Origin of the sequence: Modestobacter sp. L9-4 (genome assembly GCF_019112525.1) — a bacterium.
Classification (GTDB): domain Bacteria; phylum Actinomycetota; class Actinomycetes; order Mycobacteriales; family Geodermatophilaceae; genus Modestobacter.
Window position 1 is genome coordinate 2,613,016 of sequence record NZ_CP077800.1, and the last position, 16,602, is coordinate 2,629,617.

The window sequence follows — 16,602 nt, forward strand, 5'->3', positions numbered from 1 at the left end:
CAGGTCATGCGCTCGACCGGCACCTAGCACGGGGAGCTCGGCACTACCGTGGCCGTCGGCCACGCACCCGAGGTGGCCACGACCGGCCGCCGGCACGACATGCACGACCCCGGTGGTCCGGTGAGGACCGGACCACCGGGGGTACACACCGGCGCACCTGCCCGTGAGCGGGCGGGTGGGCCGGTGGGCGCGCTGCGCTGCACGCCGCTCTCCCGCTCCGGGTCGGCATCGCTGGTCCGCACAGGGAGAACGGCATGAGCTGGTGGGCGTGGCTGGGGCTGGTGCTCCTGGCCTGGACGCTGTTGGGCGTCGGGCTCTCGCTGTTCCTCGGCCTGGGCATCGGTGAGGCCGACCGCCGCCGTCCCCGGGTCACCGACCCCACGCCGGAGGACATCACCGGTCCGGGCACCTCCCCGGGGCTCCCCGTGCCCCGCCAGCCGTCCCGCCGCCGCGGCCGACGGGCTCGGGTCGGCGGGCACGGCGGCAGCGGGCAGGACGGCCGGTCCGCGCCCCCGACCGGGGACCGGCCGTGACCTCTCCCGACCACGACACCGCGGCCGCGCTGGCCACCGCCGCCGGTGAGCTGCTGCTGCAGGTGCGCGCCCGGCCCTTCCCCGACGCGGACGCACGGAAGGCCGCCGGGGACGCCGAGGCCCACCGCTTCCTCGTCGACCGGCTCGCCCAGCTGCAGCCCGACGACGCCGTGCTCTCCGAGGAGGGCACCGACGACCCCGTCCGGCTGGTCAGCGACCGCGTCTGGATCGTCGACCCACTCGACGGCACCCGCGAGTTCGCCGAACCAGGCCGCGACGACTGGGCCGTGCACGTGGCGCTGTGGGAGCGCGGCGAGCTGGCCGCCGGCGCGGTGGCGCTGCCGGCCGTGGGCCTGACGCTCGGCACGGCCGGGCCGCACCGGGTGCCGGCGGGCGACGGTGGGCCGCTGCGCCTGGCGGGCAGCCGCAGCCGGCCGCCGGCCCTCGTGCAGACCCTCGCCGGCCGGCTCGGCGCCCGGCTGGTGCCGATGGGGTCGGCCGGGGTCAAGGCGATGTCGGTGGTGCGCGGGGAGACCGACGCCTACGTGCACGGCGGCGGCCAGTACGAGTGGGACTCCGCCGCGCCCGTCGCCGTCGCCCGCGCGGCCGGCCTGCACACCAGCCGGCTCGACGGCTCACCGCTGCGCTACAACCGGCCCGACCCCTATCTGCCCGACCTGCTCGTCTGTCGCCCGGAGCTGGCCGACGAGCTGCTGTCAGCCCTGGCCGAGCAGCCGGGCGAGCACCAGCCGGGCTGACTCCTCCACGCTGCTGGTGCGGGTGTCGAGGACGATCTCGGCGTCGGTGGGCTCCTCGTAGGGGTCGCTGATGCCGGTGAACTCGGGGATCTCACCTGCCCGGGCCCGGGCGTAGAGCCCCTTGCGGTCGCGGGCCTCGCACTCGGCCAGCGGCGTGGCCACGTGCACCAGCAGGAACGACCCCGGGCCGGCCTGCTCCTCCACCAGGCGGCGGGCGTCGGCGCGGGTGGCGGCGTAGGGGGCGATCGGCGCGCAGACCGCCAGCCCGCCGTGCTTGGCGATCTGGGCGGCGACCCAGCCGATCCGCCGCACGTTGGTGTCCCGGTCGGCCCGGGAGAACCCCAGCCCGGCCGAGAGGTGGGTGCGCACGTCGTCGCCGTCGAGCAGGGTCACCGTGCGCCCGGCCTCCAGCAGCAGCTCCACGAGCCGGCCCGCGATCGTCGACTTCCCCGCGCCGGACAGCCCGGTGAACATCACCGCTCGGCCGCCGGTCGCCGGCGCCGCCGGCTCGACCCGGCTGGCCACCGGCCCGGCGCCGTAGGCCGCGGCCAGCTCGGTCCAGCTCACCTCGGGGTCGGCGGCGCTCACCGGCACCGGGACGACGAACAGCTCCACCTCGGGCGCGCGGGTGGCCCACGCGGCCGCGGCGAGGGAGATGACCGCCGAGTCCGGGGCGGTGCCGGCCGCCGGGAGCAGCACCAGCAGCTGGGCGGGCAGGCCGGCGGCGTCCTCCGGCGGGGCGCCCACCCAGGCGGCGGGGGTGGCCCAGCCGCGTGCGTCGAGCTCGGCCCGGACGGCGGCCGGTGAGCGCCAGCGGGGGATCTCCCGCACCGTCAGCCCGCCGTCGTCCGCGGTCGCGACGAGTACGCCCTCGGCGTCCTCGAGGTCGGTCTGCGGCAGGTCCGGCGCGGTCGCGGACAACCCGAACGCGTGCCGGGCCAGGTCGGCGAGCTGGGTGTGCGTCAGCCGGGTGCGGTGCGGCGCCATGTCAGCAGTCTGGCAAGCCCGTCCACCGCGCGGGAGGAGAGGTCAGGGGGCAGGGCGGACGACGCCGCAGCGGCAGGCGTAGAGGGTGGCGCCGCTGAACGGGTCGTCACCGGTGTGGCGGAGGCGGTGGAGGTGGACCACCGGCAGCCGGCGGCGGAGGGCCGGGGCCGTCGTCGGGTTCGGCACGGGACGAGCGTGCGCGCCGTCCCCACCCGGCGGGGTGACGACGAGGGGCGCCGGGATGAACACCCGGTGACGGCTCGTCCCGGGGCGCTCGGCAGATGCGGCCGGTCAGATGCCCGGGCGGACGACCCCGCAGCGGCAGCGGTACAGCGACGAGCTGCTGAACGGGTCGTCGCCCGACCAGGTCCAGCGGTGCAGGTGCAGGCGGCGCCCGAGGGCGACGGCCGCACCGGTGCCGGTCGGACGCTGCGCGGTGGCTCGGGTCACGGGCCGATTGTGCAGGTCCGGCGGCAGGCGTGGGAGGGCCAGGACGCCCGGGACGCCCCATGTGCCGCATCACTCACCTGGGTGACGCGACCCGCTCCGAGGTCCCCTCACCCCAGGTCTACCGGTTAGACACTGTGCGTGATGAACAGTCAGGACCGCCGCAGCGCCCGGCGCCGGGTGCCCGTACCGACGGCGGCCGTCGTCCTCGCCGGTGTCGCGGTGACCCTCGAGTTCGTCGGGTACGTGCTGCGGGTCAGCGGCGCGCCGCGGTCGATCGCCCACCCGCTGTCGATGGACGCGCCGTTCTCCGTGGCCCGGATGTTCGTCGCCACCCTCTTCGCCGCCGCCGCGGTCGCCGCCCTCCTCGGGAGCCGGGGCATCCCCGGACGCCGCACCTGGTGGACGGCGGTCGCCGTGCTGGCCGCCGGCATCGCCTCGGTCAAGGCCGGTGGGGACGTGCACGTGCGCTTCATGCACGCCGTCGCCGGCACCGACCCGGTCCGCGGGCTGATGATCTCCGCGCCGATCGCGCTCGCCGCCGTCGCCTGGCTCTGGTGGCTGAGCCGGAACGAGCGCCGCGACCGGCGGCGCATCCTCACCGCGCTGAGCGCCTACGGTGCCGCCTCGGTGGGCCTGTCCTTCGTCTCGTCCGTGGTCGCCGCGACCTGGGGCTCCTCCGCCGGGGCCACCGCCACCTTCTTCGAGGAGAGCGGCGAGGCGCTGACCGGCGTCGCCTTCCTCTTCGCCGTCCTGCTCGGCGTCGCCCCGCGGCTGGTGCTGCGCGGGGAGCTGCCGCTGCGCCGCGAGGCCGACGCGCACACCCTCGACGTCCCGGTCGTGCTGCCGGTGCGCACCGAGCCCGGTCACTGACCTCCCGCGGGGGTCAGTGCTGCGGGCTCACCAGCCGGCCGCCCGCCGCGGCCAGCCAGGCGTCCGTGCGGCGGTCCCAGGTGCGCGCCGACGCCCAGGCCACGCGGTCCTCGGCCCAGTCCGCGGGTTCGTCGGCGGCCGCCTGCAGGGCCTCGACCATCTCCGCGGCGCCGTCCACCACGTAGGTGTGCGGCGGCACGTCGCTGGAGTGCTCCAGGTGCCCGGCGGTCGCGACCACCGGGACGCCGCGGGAGCAGTAGTCGTAGGTCTTCATCGACGACTGGCCCAGCGCCCGGCTCGCCACGTCGGGGATCAGCCCGACGGCGGCGGCGTCCAGCACCTCGGGCAGCCGGTCGCGCGACAGCAGCCCGGCGTAGCAGAACCGGCCGGGGAACTCGCGCTCCAGACCGAGGAACTCCTCGGCCGCGGCCTGCGCGCGCAGCGGGAACACCAGCTGCCCGTGCACGGTGAGCGTCCAGTCCGGCAGGGCGGTGAGCACCGCGCGCACCAGGTCGACGTCGAACCGCTCGGCGACGCTGCCCACGTAGACCGCCGACCGCGGCACCCGCTCGACCGTGCGCGGCGCGGCCAGCAGCGCGGCGTCGGTGCCGTTGGGCACGACGACCGGCGTCCGGCCGGGGAAGAGGTCGGCCAGCACCTGGTTGACCACCACGACCTCGTCGGCCTCGTCGGCGATCCGGCGCAGCTGCTCGCGCAGCCCGCGGGCCTGCGGCAGCAGCCGCGCCCAGTCGTCGGTGCAGTCGAAGACCACCCGGCCGCCGACCCCGCGGGTGGCCCGCCACTCCCACGGGAACATGACCACGGTGAGCTCCTGCTCCCAGCCCGAGCGGCGCAGGAACCGGTTGTAGAGGGCTGCGTCGACCCGCTCGGCGACCGGCCCGCGCAGCCCGGGCAGCAGGGTGGAGCGCTCGGAGACCTCGATGCCGGGTGCCACCGGCAGGAACTGGCCGCGCCCGACGTGCCGGGTCCAGTTGCCCGGGTCGGTGGTCAGCCGGCGCCAGTCGCTGGGCGCCTGCACGAAACGCACCGGGACGCCGCGGCGCACCAGCTCACCGGCGATCATGTGCTCGCGCCGGATGGCCGGGTTCCACGGGTCCTTGGCGAGGAAGCCGACGCCGGGACGGGGGTCTGACGAGGTGTTCAGCGCAGGCCTCCGGTGGTCACGGCTGCACCCTAGAAGGCGCCCGCTCCGCACGTCCCGGCAGACTGGTCGTGTGCGTCCGATCGCCGCGTCGTTGCCGGACGCCGTCGTCTCGCGGCTGCCGCTCCGGGTGAAGCGGGCCGTGCTCTTCCGGCGTGCGCACGGCCGCTGGCCGGCCCGCTGTCCGCGGACGTTCACCGAGAAGGTCAACTGGCGGGTGGTGCACGACCGGCGGCCGTTGATCGGGCAGCTGGGCGACAAGCTGGCGATGAAGGCCTACGCGGCCGAGGCGTTCCCGGCGGTGCAGGTGCCGCGGGTGCTGTGGACCGGCACCGACGTCGCCGACCTGCCCGGCGCCGGGCTGCCGGAGCGCTGGGTGCTGAAGTCCAACCACGGCACCATGCGCGTGCACATCGGCACCGGGGTGCCCGACGTGGCGGAGCTGCGCCGGGTCACCGCCGGCTGGCTGGACGAGCCGCTGTTCCGATCGCGTGGTGAGTGGGTCTACAGCCAGGCCCGGCGGCTGCTGCTGGTCGAGGAGTTCATCGGCGCCGACGGTGCCGTGCCCGCCGACCACAAGTTCCTCGTCTTCGGTGGCCGGGTGCGGCTGGTGCAGGTCGACACCGGGCGGTTCGGCGCGCACCGGCGGCGCCTCTACGACCCGGACTGGACGCCGGTGACGGTCGCCGAGGCGGTCGCGCCCGGCCCGGTCACCCCGCCACCGGCCGGGCTCGCGGAGATGACGAAGGTGGCCGAGGCGCTGGGCGCGGCCTTCGACTTCGTCCGGGTCGACCTGTTCGACGTCGACGGCGAGGTGTGGTTCGGCGAGCTCACGCCCTACCCCGGCGGCGGGCTGGACGCCTTCGACCCGGTGCTGGACGAGCAGCTGGGGGAGTGGTGGCAGCTGCCGGCGCGGTCAGCCGTGCGTGCGGGCCAGCAGGTCCGCCGCTGACATCGTGTTGATGACCCGCTCGGCCGGGACCCCGCACTCGACGGCGCGGGTGCAGCCGTTGTCCTGCCAGTCCAGCTGGCCGGGGGCGTGCGCGTCGGTGTCGATGGCGAAGTCGCAGCCCAGCTCGACGGCCAGCGTCAGCAGCCGCCGGGGCGGGTCCAGCCGCTCGGGGCGGGAGTTGATCTCCACCGCCGTCCCGTGCTCGACGCAGGCGCGGAAGACGGCGTCGGCGTCGAACTGGCTCTCCGGCCGGGGCTTCTGACTGCCGTTGCGCTGCCGGCGGCCGATGACCAGCCGGCCGGTGCAGTGCCCGAGGACGTCGGTGTGCGGGTTCTCGACCGCGGCGAGCATGCGCTCGGTCATCGCGGCGCTGGCGGCCCGCAGGTCGGAGTGCACGCTGGCCACGACGACGTCGAGGCGGCCGAGCAGCTCGTCGACCTGGTCGAGGGTGCCGTCGACGTTGATGTCGCACTCGATGCCGGTGAGGATCCGGAACGGCGCGAGCTCGGCGTTGAGTGCGGCGACCACGTCGAGCTGCTGCTCCAGCCGCTGCGGGGTCAGGCCGTTGGCGACGGTGAGCCGGGGGGAGTGATCGGTGAGGGCGAGGTACTCGTGCCCGATGGAGAGCGCCGCCTCGGCCATCTCGCGGATCGGGCTGCCGCCGTCGGACCAGTCGGAGTGGGCGTGCAGGTCGCCCTTGAGGGCGGCCCGCAGCGCCGCGGCGTCGTCGGCCAGCGGGGCGAGCTCGGCGTGGGACTCCTCGAGCCCGCGGAGGTAGGCCGGCACCTCACCGCGGTGCGCCTCGACGACGACGGCGGCCGTCTTGTCGCCGATGCCCTTGAGCTCGGTGAGCGACTTCGTGCGGACGCGCCGGTCGAGCTCCGCGTCGTCCAGGCCGGCGACCACGGCTGCCGCGGTGCGGAAGGCGTTCACCCGGTACGACGGCTCGCGGGCGCGCTCCAGGAGGAAGGCGATCCTCCGGAGCGCGCCCGCGGGCGGCAGTGGTGCAGTGCTCAGCGGCCGACCTTCTTGACCTGCTTGCTGGCCTTCTTCTGTGCCTTGGCGGCCTTCTTGGAGGCCTTGGTGTAGCTGGCCTCGGCGGCAGCGGCGGCGGCGCTGGCGCTGCGGCGGGCCCACCAGCCGACCGACGGCTTGCCCTCGGTGTCGACGGCGGCGAGCAGCAGGCCACCGAGCATCGAGGTGTTCTTCAGGAAGTTGCTGGTCTGCCCGAAGCGCTCCTTGGGGTCCGTGTGCTCCCAGAAGCGGTGACCGGCCAGCGTGGTGGGGACCAGCGAGGTGGCCAGCACGAGGGCGGAGAAGCGCGGGAAGCGGCCCAGCGCGAACAGGGAGCCGGCGCCGACCTGGGCGGCGGCGTTGATCTTCACCCACTGCTCGACATCGTGGGAGACCTGGACGGGAAGCTGCTTGTCGGCGATCTCGGTGAGCTGCTCGACGATCGGGGCAGCACCCGGCACCCGGCTCTGCGGGTGACGGAGGGTGTCGATGCCCCCGTAGAGGAACGTGCCGGCGATCAAGGGCCGGGCGATCCGGCGGACCAACATGGAGGTACCTCTTCCCATCGGTGACGTCAGCAGTGCGGTGCCCTGGTGAGAGCCGGGGCAACCTCTGCTCAGTGACCGTAGTGAGAAGTGACGATCACCGCCGGGCGAGCCTCACGCGGTGCGGCGGTCGTCGATGTCGGGCCCTGTCCGCTGGGCGTCGCGGTCGAGGTCGAGCTGTCGTTCCCGTGCCAGTCGGCGTTGCTCGCCCTGGTCGGCACGGCGCATGGCAGCACCGATCACGAGGGCGGCGGCCAGGGCGGCAGCGAGCCAGACCCCGGCGATGACCAGCAGGACCGTCACGTGGACCTCATCGACTCCCGGCGGGAGTTCCTTGAGCCCCTCGGACGGCCCATCTGGTCAGTGGCTGACGCGGGCGCTGCTCGCGCCGAGCACGTCGGCGACCGTGAGCTCGGCCGGGAGGCCGACCAGGTGGTCGGTGTAGGGCGCGTGCTCGTCGGCCTGGCGGATGCCCCGGCCGACCACCAACGCGAGCCCAGCGGAGGCGGTGACCCAGACAGCGGAGATGACGGCGATGACCACGTGTCATGTGTAGTGGTCCAGGGTTGCGCCCAGCTGGACGATCCACCGGCAAGTCCTGCCAAAGTGATGGTCATCAGCTTGGACCTGGCCGTGGTCACCTCACGGGCCGATCGTCCAGTCGCGACAGTTGTTGCTGGTGTGGCGTCCCGCTCAGTCGTAGGGGTTCGTGAGCACGGACCGCGCCTGGCGGACGGCGAACGTCGTGGGGGCGCCGACCGTCGTGGTCGTGCCCGGGACGTCGACCGCGGCGCCGCCGTCGACGGAGAACGTGCCGCCCCAGGTGGTGGTGAGGGAGGCGGTGTACGTGCCGGACGCGTAGTCGTGCGTGACCGTCTGGTCCGGGTAGGGCGCCCCGGGGTCGGTGGTGGTCAGCGTCGTGCCGTCGCCGGTGGTCCAGGTGAAGGACGTCGCCCGGGCGTCGATGGTCACGGCGAAGCCGCGGATGTCGACGGTGAACGTCTGGGTGGTGGGGCTGTCGGTGAAGAAGATGACCGGCAGACCGACCAGTGCCTCACCGGGCGGCTGCTGACGGGTGGTCAGCTGCGGGAGGGGGAGGGTCTGGAAGTAGCGGAACACCTCGTCGGGCGACGGCGGCGGGTTGAGATCGGTGATGTCGACACATGAACCTCCCTCATTCATGACCGGTCCGTACGTCTCGCCCACCGGGTCGCTGGCCAAAGGGGCAAGGTTGACTACCGGTCGCCTGTCCGGCTGTGCGATTCGTTCGCTGATCACAAAGTAGTAGGCAATTAGCCTGTCGGGGACTTGCTCGCATTCGTAGTCGCCAGGCTCGCAGGCGCCCTGTCGTGGATCGGTGTATTCGCAAGGGGTGACGAGGTTGTAAAGCAATTCGGGGGCGGGGTTGGCGCTTGCTGCGCGGACGGGGTCGCCCGCTGCACCGCTGAGCGCGCTAACTCGAAGGGCGCCTGGCTGGATGGTCACTGTCGGTGTCGGGTCTTCGCAGACGATGCCCTCGCACGCGAGGCCGTTAGCTTGGGGCCATAACACGAGTGCGCTGATAGTCAGAGCAGCTGCTGCTGCCCCTTGGGACGCCTTCACTCAAACGTCAACTGAGTCATAAGCCAGGCTTGGGTCGTGTCGTCCCACTGCATGGCCGCCGCCGCGCGCAGTCCAGAGACGGCGGCCTGCCCACGTCCTTCGACCGGCTGGCCGTCGGGGCCTACTACCTCAACTGCGCTTTGGGCAGCCGAGAAAACAAATTCTGCCGTAGCTGCACGGAGGGCCGGTTGACTGAGTTCGCTGACGGTAATGTCGCCACCGCGGTAGTCAAGGCCAGCTGACGCATTCTCATCCGCCCGGGCGGCCAGAAATTCACAGAATGTGCATCCTGTGCTGAGCTGGCGCAATGATTCACCACCTGTTGAGCTTTGCCGCGGAATCAGCTCAAGGTAATATGTGAGAGCGGCTGTCGCCGCTTCAGGCGTGCGCTGACGGGCTTCCTTCGGTAATGGAAAATCAGGCGGACCCAGTGGCTGCAGCGTTTCGCTGGTCGGGGCTGCCGAGGACGTGATCGGCGGCAGGGTCTCGTTCGCCGTCCCGGCGTCGGAGCAGCCTGCGAGGACCGCCATCCCCACGACCGCAGCAGCAGTCGTCCGCCCCAACCGCATCCGTCGTCTCCCCGCGCGCGTCCAGAAAGTCCACAGGACCTTACGCAGTTGATCAGCTCACCGCGTCGCCCGAAAGCCTGACTGTGGACGGTCGAGCCCTGCCCTCGACACGGGGCAGAGCTCGACCGTCAGCGCTCGCAGTAGACGGTCAGCCGCTCGCGCTTGCGGAACAGGAACTCGGTCGCCAGGTCGCCCGTCTCGCCGTCGTAGGCCACCTGCTGCGGCCCGGACAGCGACCGGACCCGGAGCTCGGGCGTCTGGAAGTGCGCATAGGAGCGGCTGTGCTCGCTCACCCCGAGCAGCGTCGCCAGCACCGCGCGGGTGCGGCCGAAGCGGAGGTCGGCGCGCAGGTACTGCACGTCCAGCAGTCCGTCCTCCAGGCGCGGTCGCCAGGCCGGGGACAGTCCGCGCGGCACGTAGCAGCCGTTGCCGATGAACAGGATCCACGCCGAGATCCGCCGTCCGTCGACCTCCAGCTCCACCGGCGACCCGTGACGCAGCACCTGCGCGGCTGCCACGGTGAGCGCTGCCCACTTGCCCATCCGCCCGGACAGCGCGTCCCGGCGCTCGACCATCTCCGGGTACGACCCGATCGACGCGGTGTTGAGGAACGGCACCCCGTTGACCTCGGCGACGTCGACCTGCACCGCCGAGCCGTGCACCACCGCAGCCGCCGCCTCCCGGGGCGTCGCCACCCCGAGGTCGCGGGCGAAGTGGTTGAGCGTCCCGGCCGGCACGACGGCCAGCGGCAGACCGTGCTCCAGCGCCACCGCGGCGGCGGCCGCCACGCTGCCGTCACCTCCGGCCACGCCCAGCGCCCGCGCCCGGCCCGACCGCGCCGCCTCGCCCAGCAGCTCGCTCACCCCGGCGTCCTCGGTCAGCTCGAGCACCTCGGCCTTGGGCAGCAGCTCGGCGATGTCCTCGGCGGGGGAGTAGTCGTCCCGGCCCGACCGCGGGTTCACCGCGATCACCAGCCCCTCGCCTTCGGACAGCGCCGGTGCGTCCCACGCCTGCCACACCCGGGCCGGGTCGGTGGGTCGCACCCGCCACCAGTGCTGCGTGGCCGCGGCCACCGCGCCGCCGACGGCCATCCCGGCCAGCACGTCACCGGGGTAGTGCACGCCCACGTGCACCCGGGAGTACCCGACGCCCAGCGCCACGGGCGCGATCAGCGCACCCGCGAGCGGGCTCTCCAGGGCGACCCCGGTGGCGAACGCCGCCGCCGACGCCGAGTGCCCGCTGGGGAAGGACAGCGTGTGTGGTGCCCGCCGCAGCGAACGGTCGGACGCCACGTTCGCCAGGTCCGGCCGCACGCGGCGGAAGACCCGCTTGAGGACGACGTTGACCAGCGCGCTGGAGAACGCCAGCGACCCCAGGCCGCGGACGGCGCCCCGCCGCTGCTGGCCGCGCCGCAGGCCCAGCAGCACCCCGAGGACAAGCCAGAGCTTGCCGTGGTCGGCGAAGGTCGACAGTCGGCGCAGCCACCGGTCGACCCGCGTCGTGGGCAGCCGGCCGACGCGGGCGAGCAGGGCGGCGTCCCAGCGGCGGGGTGAGGGCATGTGCGGACGCTAGTGGAGTCCCAGCGCCACGGAATCCGAGCGCTGGGACTCCATGACCCCGAGGGGCTATGAGCGCTGGCGGGCCCGGTAGGCCGCGACGGTCGAGCGGCTGGAGCAGGTGTTGGAGCAGTAGCGGCGGCTGGCGTTGCGCGAGGTGTCGACGTAGACGTTGCCGCAGCCCTCGGCGGAGCAGACGCCGAGCCGCTGCCAGCCGTGCTGCACGACGACCTGGGAGAGCCCCATCGCCACCGTGGTGGTCAGCTGCTCGACCGCGCCGGCGTCGGGCCGGGCGTAGTGCAGGTGCAGCTCGCCGTCGTGGTCGGTCGCGTACGGCTTGGGCGAGGCCTGGGCCAGCAGCGCGTTGAGCCGGGTCATCACCTCGGGCTGGCTGGCGGCCAGGGCGACGTCGCGCACCAGGGACGACGCCTGCTCGACCGCCTCGGCCTCGGGCCCGGTGAGGTCGGTCGCGGTCCCCTCGGTCCACCACTCGTGGTGGGCGTCGAGGAACGTGCGCACCCAGGCCGGATCGGCGCGGTCGACGTTGGCAAGGTCGATGGCGAGCTCGACGGCGTTCGACCCGTAGGTGTCGTAGTCCATTTGACTCCCTACCTCCGTGCTACCGTCGGGAAGCTGTAGGGGGTCAACGGCTGTTGAGCCCCTACGATTCCCCGTCTCGACCGTGCTGAAGTGAGTCTGTCCATGCGTTCCTACCTCGCCGTGTGGCGGCTGCCGTCCGCCCCGGTGCTGCTGCTGTCCGCGTTCGCCGGCCGGCTGCCCTCGGCCATGGTGCCCCTGGCGCTGCTGCTCATGGTGCAGGAACAGACCGGCTCCTACGCGATCGCCGGCGGGATCTCCGCCACCTTCGGCATCGCCACCGCGATGGTCGCCCCGGTGCTCGGCCGGCTCGCCGACCGGCGCAGCCCGCGCCCAGTGCTCCTGCTGCAGGCGCTGGCCTACCCGCTGCTGCTGGCCACCGTCGCGGTCGTCGTCCTCCGCGGTGCCCCGGTCCCGGCGATGTTCGCCGCGGCCGCCGCCGTGGGCGCGAGCACCCCGCTGGTGTCGGGCACCGTGCGCGCGCTCTGGTCGCGGGTCGACCCGCAGGTGCGGCCCACCGCCTACGCCCTCGACGCCACGCTCACCGAGCTGGTCTTCGTCGCCGGCCCGACCCTCGTGGCCACGCTGACCTTCCTGATCAGCCCGGCCGTCGCGCTGGCCGTCGCCGGCGTGCTCGGCATCGCCGGTGCACTCGGCATCGCGACCAGTGCGCCGATGCGGGCCTGGCGACCGGTGGTCGCCCCCCGCCGCCGGCTCTTCGAGACCGTCACCACGCCCGGCATGCCGCGCGTCCTGCTCAGCGGGACGGCGCTGATGCTCGCCGTCGGTGGCCTCGAGGTCGCCGTCCCGGCGTTCGCCGACGAGGCCGGGTCGCCGGGCATCTCCGGGCTGCTGCTGGCCGTCTGGGCGCTGGGGTCGACCTTCGGTGGCCTGTGGTTCGGTGCCCGCGTGCTCAGCGCCTCGCTCCCGCGCCAGTACCGCTGGGGCCTGCTCGGCGTCACCATCGGTCTCGCGCCGCTGGCCGCGGTCTCCAGCCCGTGGGTGCTGGGCGCGCTGCTGTTCCTCGGCGGCACGGCGATCGCCCCGACGCTGACCGTGCAGAGCTCGCTGGTCGGCTCCATCGCGCCGGCGTCGGCGGTCACCGAGGCGTTCACCTGGCTGTCGACGGTCGCCTTCGGCGCCTCGGCGGTGGGTGCCGCGGTGGGTGGCTCGCTCATCGAGGGCCGGGCCGGCGTCGGCGGTGCGCTGGTGATGGCCACCGGTGCCGCGGCCCTCGCCGTCGCGGTGACGCTGCTGCCCGGGCGCCGTCCGGCCGTGTCGACCGCACCCCGCCGGGACGTCGTCCACGCCTGATCCGGCGCTCCGGCGCCCGGGTGGACCCCCCCGTGGAACCCGGGCGCTGGGCGCTGGTAGTCTTTCTCCTCGGTGGTTCCGGGGAGACTCGGGCCCCGGGAGGCTTCGCCTAGTGGCCTATGGCGCCGCACTGCTAATGCGGTTTGGGTAAAACCATCCCGGGTTCAAATCCCGGAGCCTCCGCGCAACAACTGAACACGCACCCGTAGCTCAACGGATAGAGCATCTGACTACGGATCAGAAGGTTAGGGGTTCGAGTCCCTTCGGGTGCACGTCTGGTTGAGACAGCGAACGGCCCCGTTCCTCTTCGTGAGGAGCGGGGCCGTTCGTGTTGTCAGCGGCGGAAGCCGGCCACCTGGACGTCGCCGGCCGGGAATCGGGCCGCGGTGGTCTCGATCGAGGCCAGCGTCGCGGCGGCGCGGGAGCACGGGAAGCCCCAGCGCTCCTGCACCCGGCGGCTGGCCTCGCCCATCGCCTCGCGGGTGAGGGCCACGAACTCGCCCACCGGGTAGACGCCGCCGGCGGCGAACACGTCCTCGACCACGGTCGAGGGGGAGTAGACCCACTGCTGCGAGCCGTCGGGCCACCGGACGTCGAACTCCACCTCGGGCATGCGCCCAGTGTGCGACAGGCGGACGGCCCCGCTCCCCAGGACAGGGGAGCGGGGCCGCCGGTGGTGCGTGCGCCCAGGTCAGGTCAGGTCACGGGAAGCTGACCAGGAAGCTGGGCACGGTCGCGGTCCCCGTGGCCGGGCCCCCGGTGTTGTTGATGACCCGGTTGATCGTCCCGTTGCCGCCCAGGGAGACGGTGAGCAGGTCGTGGAACCTCACGCCCGGGGTCACCGGCACCTCGAAGGCCCGGTCGGCGCTGATCGTGGGGTCGATGTTGAAGAAGCAGTAGCTGCCCACGCCCCACGCCTCGTGCGTGGTCACGGAGTCCGCGACCTTGTACGCGGCCCACCCCTTCGACGTCCCGTTCATGAAGGCCGCCTGGTTCGGCGGGTCGTAGGGCATCTCGTTCTGGAAGAAGATCGTCCGACCGTTCTGGCCGTTCCAGAGCACCTCGTACTTCTGGTAGTGCTCCACGAACAGGCCGGTGGCCAGCACGTTGTTGCCGTTGACGGTCAGCCCGTTGTCGGCGGTGTTCACCGTCCACCCGTAGGTCCCGGCGTTGCCGTGGTCGGCCCGCCACGCCCAGATGTGGTCGATGATCGTGTCGTTGCTGTTGACGGTGAGGCTGGTGGTCGCCTTGCCGGCGATGTCACCACCGATCCGGAAGAAGACGTCCTGGATGGTGGTCGGGTCGGCCGCGTGGCTCGCGGTCGAACCGGCCGTGCCCACGGTCAGCAGCGTCGGGGAGTTCGTCGTCCCGGCGTCGAAGAGCAGGCCCTTCAGGCGCACTCCGTCGACGTCGGCCACCGTCATGGCGGTCACGCCGCCGTCGGGGATGAAGGTCGGCATGCCGATCCCCAGCGCCACGGTGCCCGGCTTGGTGACCCGCAGCGTCTGGTCCAGGTGGTAGACGCCGGGGGTGACGAAGAGGTTGCAGCCGGCGTCCAGGGCGCGGTTGATCGTCGTGGACGTGTCACCGGCCTTGACCACGTAGAACTGGCTCATCGGCAGCGAGGTGCCCGGCGTGCTGCCCGACGCCCAGCTCGGGCCGGTGGCGTTGGTGCGCAGGGAGGGCAGGAACACCCGGTACTTGCCGGTGCCGTCGACGTAGAGGTACGGGACGTCGCGGGACACCGGGGTGGTGGCCAGCGTCGTCATCGGCGGGTTCGGGAAGCTCTGCGCCGGCGCCCCGATCACGCCGGAGAAGACCATGTTCCAGTTCGACCCGCTCCAGCTGCCCAGCGAGCTGTCCCGGGTGTACCACTGCTGCTGCGAGGCGGACTCGGTCCGGCCGGACACCTTGCTGTCGGCGATGTACCCGCCGCTGGCCCAGCCGTAGCTGGCCGGGAACAGGTCCAGGTTGCCGCGGACGTCCATCCGGCGGAACGGCGCGGCCTGCGCAACGGCCCAGCGGTCGGAGCCCGACGGGTTGACGGCCAGGTTCTCCGTCGACCGCCAGAAGTTCTGCGTGGCGTTGCCGGTGCCGTCGAAGGCGTCGACGGTGACGTGGCCGTTGATCGTCACGTCACCGGGGTTCTGGCCCAGCCCCGCGATCGAGGTGTAGTAGCCGATGTTGGCCTCGACGCCGTAGGTGCCGGGCTTGAACAGCAGCGCGTCGCGCCGGGTGCCGAACTGGTTGAGCTTCTGGGCCTCGAACACGGAGTCCAGCCGCGCCTGGATCGTCGCGGCGGGCATCGAGGGGTCGAAGACGGCGACGTTCGGGCCGAGGTCGGGGGTGTCGGACTGCACCGGGCACCCGGCGGGCACCGTCGTCCCGCCGCCGGTGGTGCCGACGCCGAGCTCCCACAGCGAGTAGCCGTAGGGCGTGGCCCGGGTCGTGCCGAGCACCCGCACGTAGCGGCCGGTGCCGCTGACGGCCAGCGTCTGGGTGCCGCCGGTGCCGGTGGTGGTCGAGTACACCGAGGTCCACGTCGTCCCGTCGGTGGAGACCTGCACCGAGAAGGCGGTGGCGTACGCGGCCTCCCAGGTCAGGTCGACCCGGCAGACCGACTGCACCGAGCCCAGGTCGACCCGCAGCCAGGAGGGGTCGACGCCCGGGGCGCTGGCCCAGCGGGTGGTCGCGACACCGTCGACGGCCGCGGACGCCGGGGTGCCGGCGTTCTCCGTGCTCGAGGCGGTGGCGGTGCGGCCCTGTGCGGCGTTCGCCGTCCCGCACGAGGTCGTCGGGGTCCCGGCGGTGCCCTGCACCTGGAACTCGTAGAGCGAGTAGCCGTAGCCGGTGGCCCGGGTCGTGCCGAGCACCCGGACGTAGCGCCCGCTGCCGGTCACGGCCAGCGTCTGGGTGCCGCCGGTCCCTGTGGTCGTGCTGTAGACCGACGTCCAGGTGGTGCCGTCGGGTGAGGTCTGCACGGAGAAGGCGCGGGCGTAGGCGGCCTCCCAGTTCAGCGTCACCGAGCTGATCGAGGCGGTGGTGCCGAGGTCCACCTGCAGCCACTGCGGGTCGACGCCCTGGGCGCTGGCCCAGCGGGTGGTGGCGACGCCGTCGACCGCCGCGGACGCCGGGGTGCCGGCGTTCTCGGTCGAGGACGCGGTGACCGGCCTGCCCTGCGACAGCAGGACCGGCGCGGCCGACGCCGGGGTGGCGGTCGCGGCGAGGCCCCAGGAGGCGAGCAGGGCCAGCACGAGCAGGACGACGAACGAGGTGGGGCGGGATCGACGACGGGACAGGACAGCAGTGCCCATGGGACTGCCTCTCTGGAGGACGACGGGTGCCGGGAGCTGGAGGTCAGCGGCGGGCGCACGGCTCGGTGTGCGCGGTCCAGCGCTTCTTTCGCGCCGTGGAGGAAGTGCGCACGCACTGTATGACCGTCGTCACAGGAAAGGGAAGAGCTGGGCGCCGACGACTTCACCTTCCGTGCGGCGCCACGCGCAGACCGTGATCCCCGCAGCTCGTGCGGGGGTCGGAACGACGAGCGGCCCACCGGAGGTGAGGTCACCTCGGGTGGGCCGCTGCGTGTCACGAGTGGCGGGCGGGGGGCCGGCCCTGACGGTCTGGCCGCGTTGGTCGGTCCATCCCCAGGAGCTGGATGGCCATGTGTACCGGCGTCCCCCACCCGCACCT

At 73.3% G+C, this 16,602-nt stretch carries 19 protein-coding genes and 2 tRNA genes; 7 read left to right on the forward strand and 14 right to left on the reverse strand.

Features of this window, described 5'->3' with window-relative positions:
- The first annotated feature begins 254 nt into the window (after window positions 1-254).
- Both KUM42_RS12255 and KUM42_RS12260 read left to right on the forward strand, forming a co-directional pair.
- On the forward strand, window positions 255-533 hold the full coding sequence (locus tag KUM42_RS12255) for a hypothetical protein (protein ID WP_237492649.1): 279 nt from the start codon (window positions 255-257) through the stop codon (window positions 531-533).
- Window positions 530-1,291, forward strand: a complete 762-nt coding sequence (locus KUM42_RS12260; RefSeq protein ID WP_237492650.1) for a 3'(2'),5'-bisphosphate nucleotidase CysQ — start codon at window positions 530-532, stop codon at window positions 1,289-1,291. Before KUM42_RS12255 ends, KUM42_RS12260 begins: the two co-directional genes overlap by 4 nt.
- On the opposite strand, the gene cysC is transcribed toward KUM42_RS12260, so the two are convergent.
- The 3 genes from cysC to KUM42_RS12275 form a co-directional block, all read right to left on the reverse strand.
- Entirely contained in the window at window positions 1,250-2,278 is a 1,029-nt protein-coding gene (gene cysC, locus KUM42_RS12265; RefSeq protein ID WP_237492652.1) for an adenylyl-sulfate kinase, read from the reverse strand. The genes KUM42_RS12260 and cysC overlap by 42 nt on opposite strands.
- 42 nt (window positions 2,279-2,320) lie before the next feature.
- Window positions 2,321-2,464: a hypothetical protein gene (locus KUM42_RS12270; protein WP_237492653.1), complete on the reverse strand. Its 144-nt coding sequence runs from the start codon at window positions 2,462-2,464 to the stop codon at window positions 2,321-2,323.
- Window positions 2,465-2,569: 105 nt separating this feature from the next.
- Window positions 2,570-2,728, reverse strand: a complete 159-nt coding sequence (locus KUM42_RS12275; RefSeq protein ID WP_237492655.1) for a hypothetical protein — start codon at window positions 2,726-2,728, stop codon at window positions 2,570-2,572.
- A 141-nt stretch (window positions 2,729-2,869) separates the two neighbouring features.
- Between KUM42_RS12275 and KUM42_RS12280 the strand changes: the two genes are divergently transcribed.
- Complete coding sequence (locus KUM42_RS12280) at window positions 2,870-3,598, forward strand: hypothetical protein (RefSeq protein ID WP_237492657.1); 729 nt, start codon at window positions 2,870-2,872, stop codon at window positions 3,596-3,598.
- Window positions 3,599-3,611: 13 nt separating this feature from the next.
- On the opposite strand, the gene KUM42_RS12285 is transcribed toward KUM42_RS12280, so the two are convergent.
- Window positions 3,612-4,682: a hypothetical protein gene (locus KUM42_RS12285; protein ID WP_237492658.1), complete on the reverse strand. Its 1,071-nt coding sequence runs from the start codon at window positions 4,680-4,682 to the stop codon at window positions 3,612-3,614.
- 151 nt (window positions 4,683-4,833) lie between these two features.
- Here KUM42_RS12285 and KUM42_RS12290 point away from each other — a divergent pair, with 151 nt between their 5' ends.
- Entirely contained in the window at window positions 4,834-5,712 is an 879-nt protein-coding gene (locus KUM42_RS12290) for an ATP-grasp fold amidoligase family protein (RefSeq protein WP_237492660.1), read from the forward strand.
- Here KUM42_RS12290 and KUM42_RS12295 read toward each other — a convergent pair.
- The 8 genes from KUM42_RS12295 to KUM42_RS12330 all read right to left on the reverse strand — a co-directional run bounded on the left by KUM42_RS12295 (window position 5,677) and on the right by KUM42_RS12330 (window position 11,598).
- The gene (locus KUM42_RS12295; RefSeq protein WP_237496674.1) at window positions 5,677-6,729 is read right to left on the reverse strand and encodes a PHP domain-containing protein; all 1,053 of its coding nucleotides are present in this window, start codon (window positions 6,727-6,729) and stop codon (window positions 5,677-5,679) included. The genes KUM42_RS12290 and KUM42_RS12295 overlap by 36 nt on opposite strands.
- Window positions 6,726-7,274, reverse strand: coding sequence for a DoxX family protein (locus tag KUM42_RS12300; RefSeq protein WP_237492662.1), 549 nt, complete (start codon window positions 7,272-7,274; stop codon window positions 6,726-6,728). The genes KUM42_RS12295 and KUM42_RS12300 overlap by 4 nt, the downstream gene beginning before the upstream one ends.
- Before the next feature lie 111 nt (window positions 7,275-7,385).
- Complete coding sequence (locus tag KUM42_RS12305; RefSeq protein ID WP_237492664.1) at window positions 7,386-7,574, reverse strand: hypothetical protein; 189 nt, start codon at window positions 7,572-7,574, stop codon at window positions 7,386-7,388.
- 57 nt (window positions 7,575-7,631) lie between these two features.
- The gene (locus KUM42_RS12310) at window positions 7,632-7,814 is read right to left on the reverse strand and encodes a hypothetical protein (protein WP_237492666.1); all 183 of its coding nucleotides are present in this window, start codon (window positions 7,812-7,814) and stop codon (window positions 7,632-7,634) included.
- Between the two features lie 150 nt (window positions 7,815-7,964).
- Window positions 7,965-8,453: a hypothetical protein gene (locus KUM42_RS12315; RefSeq protein WP_237492668.1), complete on the reverse strand. Its 489-nt coding sequence runs from the start codon at window positions 8,451-8,453 to the stop codon at window positions 7,965-7,967.
- Between the two features lie 416 nt (window positions 8,454-8,869).
- A complete protein-coding gene (locus KUM42_RS12320) occupies window positions 8,870-9,403 on the reverse strand; it encodes a hypothetical protein (protein ID WP_237492670.1) in 534 nt (177 codons plus the stop codon).
- Window positions 9,404-9,570: 167 nt separating this feature from the next.
- Window positions 9,571-11,001 (reverse strand): bifunctional phosphatase PAP2/diacylglycerol kinase family protein, encoded by a 1,431-nt coding sequence (locus KUM42_RS12325; RefSeq protein WP_237492672.1) that lies wholly within the window; start codon window positions 10,999-11,001, stop codon window positions 9,571-9,573.
- 66 nt (window positions 11,002-11,067) lie between these two features.
- Window positions 11,068-11,598 carry a CGNR zinc finger domain-containing protein gene (locus KUM42_RS12330; protein WP_237492674.1) on the reverse strand — a complete coding sequence of 177 codons (531 nt, stop codon included), beginning with the start codon at window positions 11,596-11,598 and terminating at the stop codon, window positions 11,068-11,070.
- 90 nt (window positions 11,599-11,688) lie between these two features.
- Between KUM42_RS12330 and KUM42_RS12335 the strand changes: the two genes are divergently transcribed.
- The 3 genes from KUM42_RS12335 (at window position 11,689) to KUM42_RS12345 (ending at window position 13,181) form a co-directional block, all read left to right on the forward strand.
- Window positions 11,689-12,909 (forward strand): MFS transporter, encoded by a 1,221-nt coding sequence (locus tag KUM42_RS12335; protein ID WP_237492676.1) that lies wholly within the window; start codon window positions 11,689-11,691, stop codon window positions 12,907-12,909.
- A gap of 98 nt (window positions 12,910-13,007) precedes the next feature.
- Window positions 13,008-13,092, forward strand: a tRNA-Ser gene (locus tag KUM42_RS12340).
- Between the two features lie 16 nt (window positions 13,093-13,108).
- Window positions 13,109-13,181: transfer RNA gene (locus tag KUM42_RS12345), tRNA-Arg, on the forward strand.
- A gap of 62 nt (window positions 13,182-13,243) precedes the next feature.
- Here KUM42_RS12345 and KUM42_RS12350 read toward each other — a convergent pair.
- Window positions 13,244-13,522 carry an MSMEG_0570 family nitrogen starvation response protein gene (locus KUM42_RS12350; protein ID WP_237492678.1) on the reverse strand — a complete coding sequence of 93 codons (279 nt, stop codon included), beginning with the start codon at window positions 13,520-13,522 and terminating at the stop codon, window positions 13,244-13,246.
- Between the two features lie 88 nt (window positions 13,523-13,610).
- The gene (locus tag KUM42_RS12355) at window positions 13,611-16,223 is read right to left on the reverse strand and encodes a discoidin domain-containing protein (protein ID WP_237492679.1); all 2,613 of its coding nucleotides are present in this window, start codon (window positions 16,221-16,223) and stop codon (window positions 13,611-13,613) included.
- Window positions 16,224-16,602 lie beyond the last annotated feature (379 nt).

Excerpts from the sequence above, each read along its gene's own strand:
- KUM42_RS12255 (WP_237492649.1), top strand. The coding sequence starts at position 255 with ATGAGCTGGTGGGCGTGGCTGGGGCTGGTGCTCCTGGCCTGGACGCTG.
- cysC (WP_237492652.1), bottom strand. The coding sequence starts at position 2,278 with ATGGCGCCGCACCGCACCCGGCTGACGCACACCCAGCTCGCCGACCTG.
- KUM42_RS12280 (WP_237492657.1), top strand. The coding sequence starts at position 2,870 with ATGAACAGTCAGGACCGCCGCAGCGCCCGGCGCCGGGTGCCCGTACCG.
- KUM42_RS12285 (WP_237492658.1), bottom strand. The coding sequence starts at position 4,682 with ATGATCGCCGGTGAGCTGGTGCGCCGCGGCGTCCCGGTGCGTTTCGTG.
- KUM42_RS12300 (WP_237492662.1), bottom strand. The coding sequence starts at position 7,274 with ATGTTGGTCCGCCGGATCGCCCGGCCCTTGATCGCCGGCACGTTCCTC.
- KUM42_RS12315 (WP_237492668.1), bottom strand. The coding sequence starts at position 8,453 with ATGAATGAGGGAGGTTCATGTGTCGACATCACCGATCTCAACCCGCCG.
- KUM42_RS12320 (WP_237492670.1), bottom strand. The coding sequence starts at position 9,403 with ATGGCGGTCCTCGCAGGCTGCTCCGACGCCGGGACGGCGAACGAGACC.
- KUM42_RS12325 (WP_237492672.1), bottom strand. The coding sequence starts at position 11,001 with ATGCCCTCACCCCGCCGCTGGGACGCCGCCCTGCTCGCCCGCGTCGGC.
- KUM42_RS12330 (WP_237492674.1), bottom strand. The coding sequence starts at position 11,598 with ATGGACTACGACACCTACGGGTCGAACGCCGTCGAGCTCGCCATCGAC.
- KUM42_RS12350 (WP_237492678.1), bottom strand. The coding sequence starts at position 13,522 with ATGCCCGAGGTGGAGTTCGACGTCCGGTGGCCCGACGGCTCGCAGCAG.
- KUM42_RS12355 (WP_237492679.1), bottom strand. The coding sequence starts at position 16,223 with ATGGGCACTGCTGTCCTGTCCCGTCGTCGATCCCGCCCCACCTCGTTC.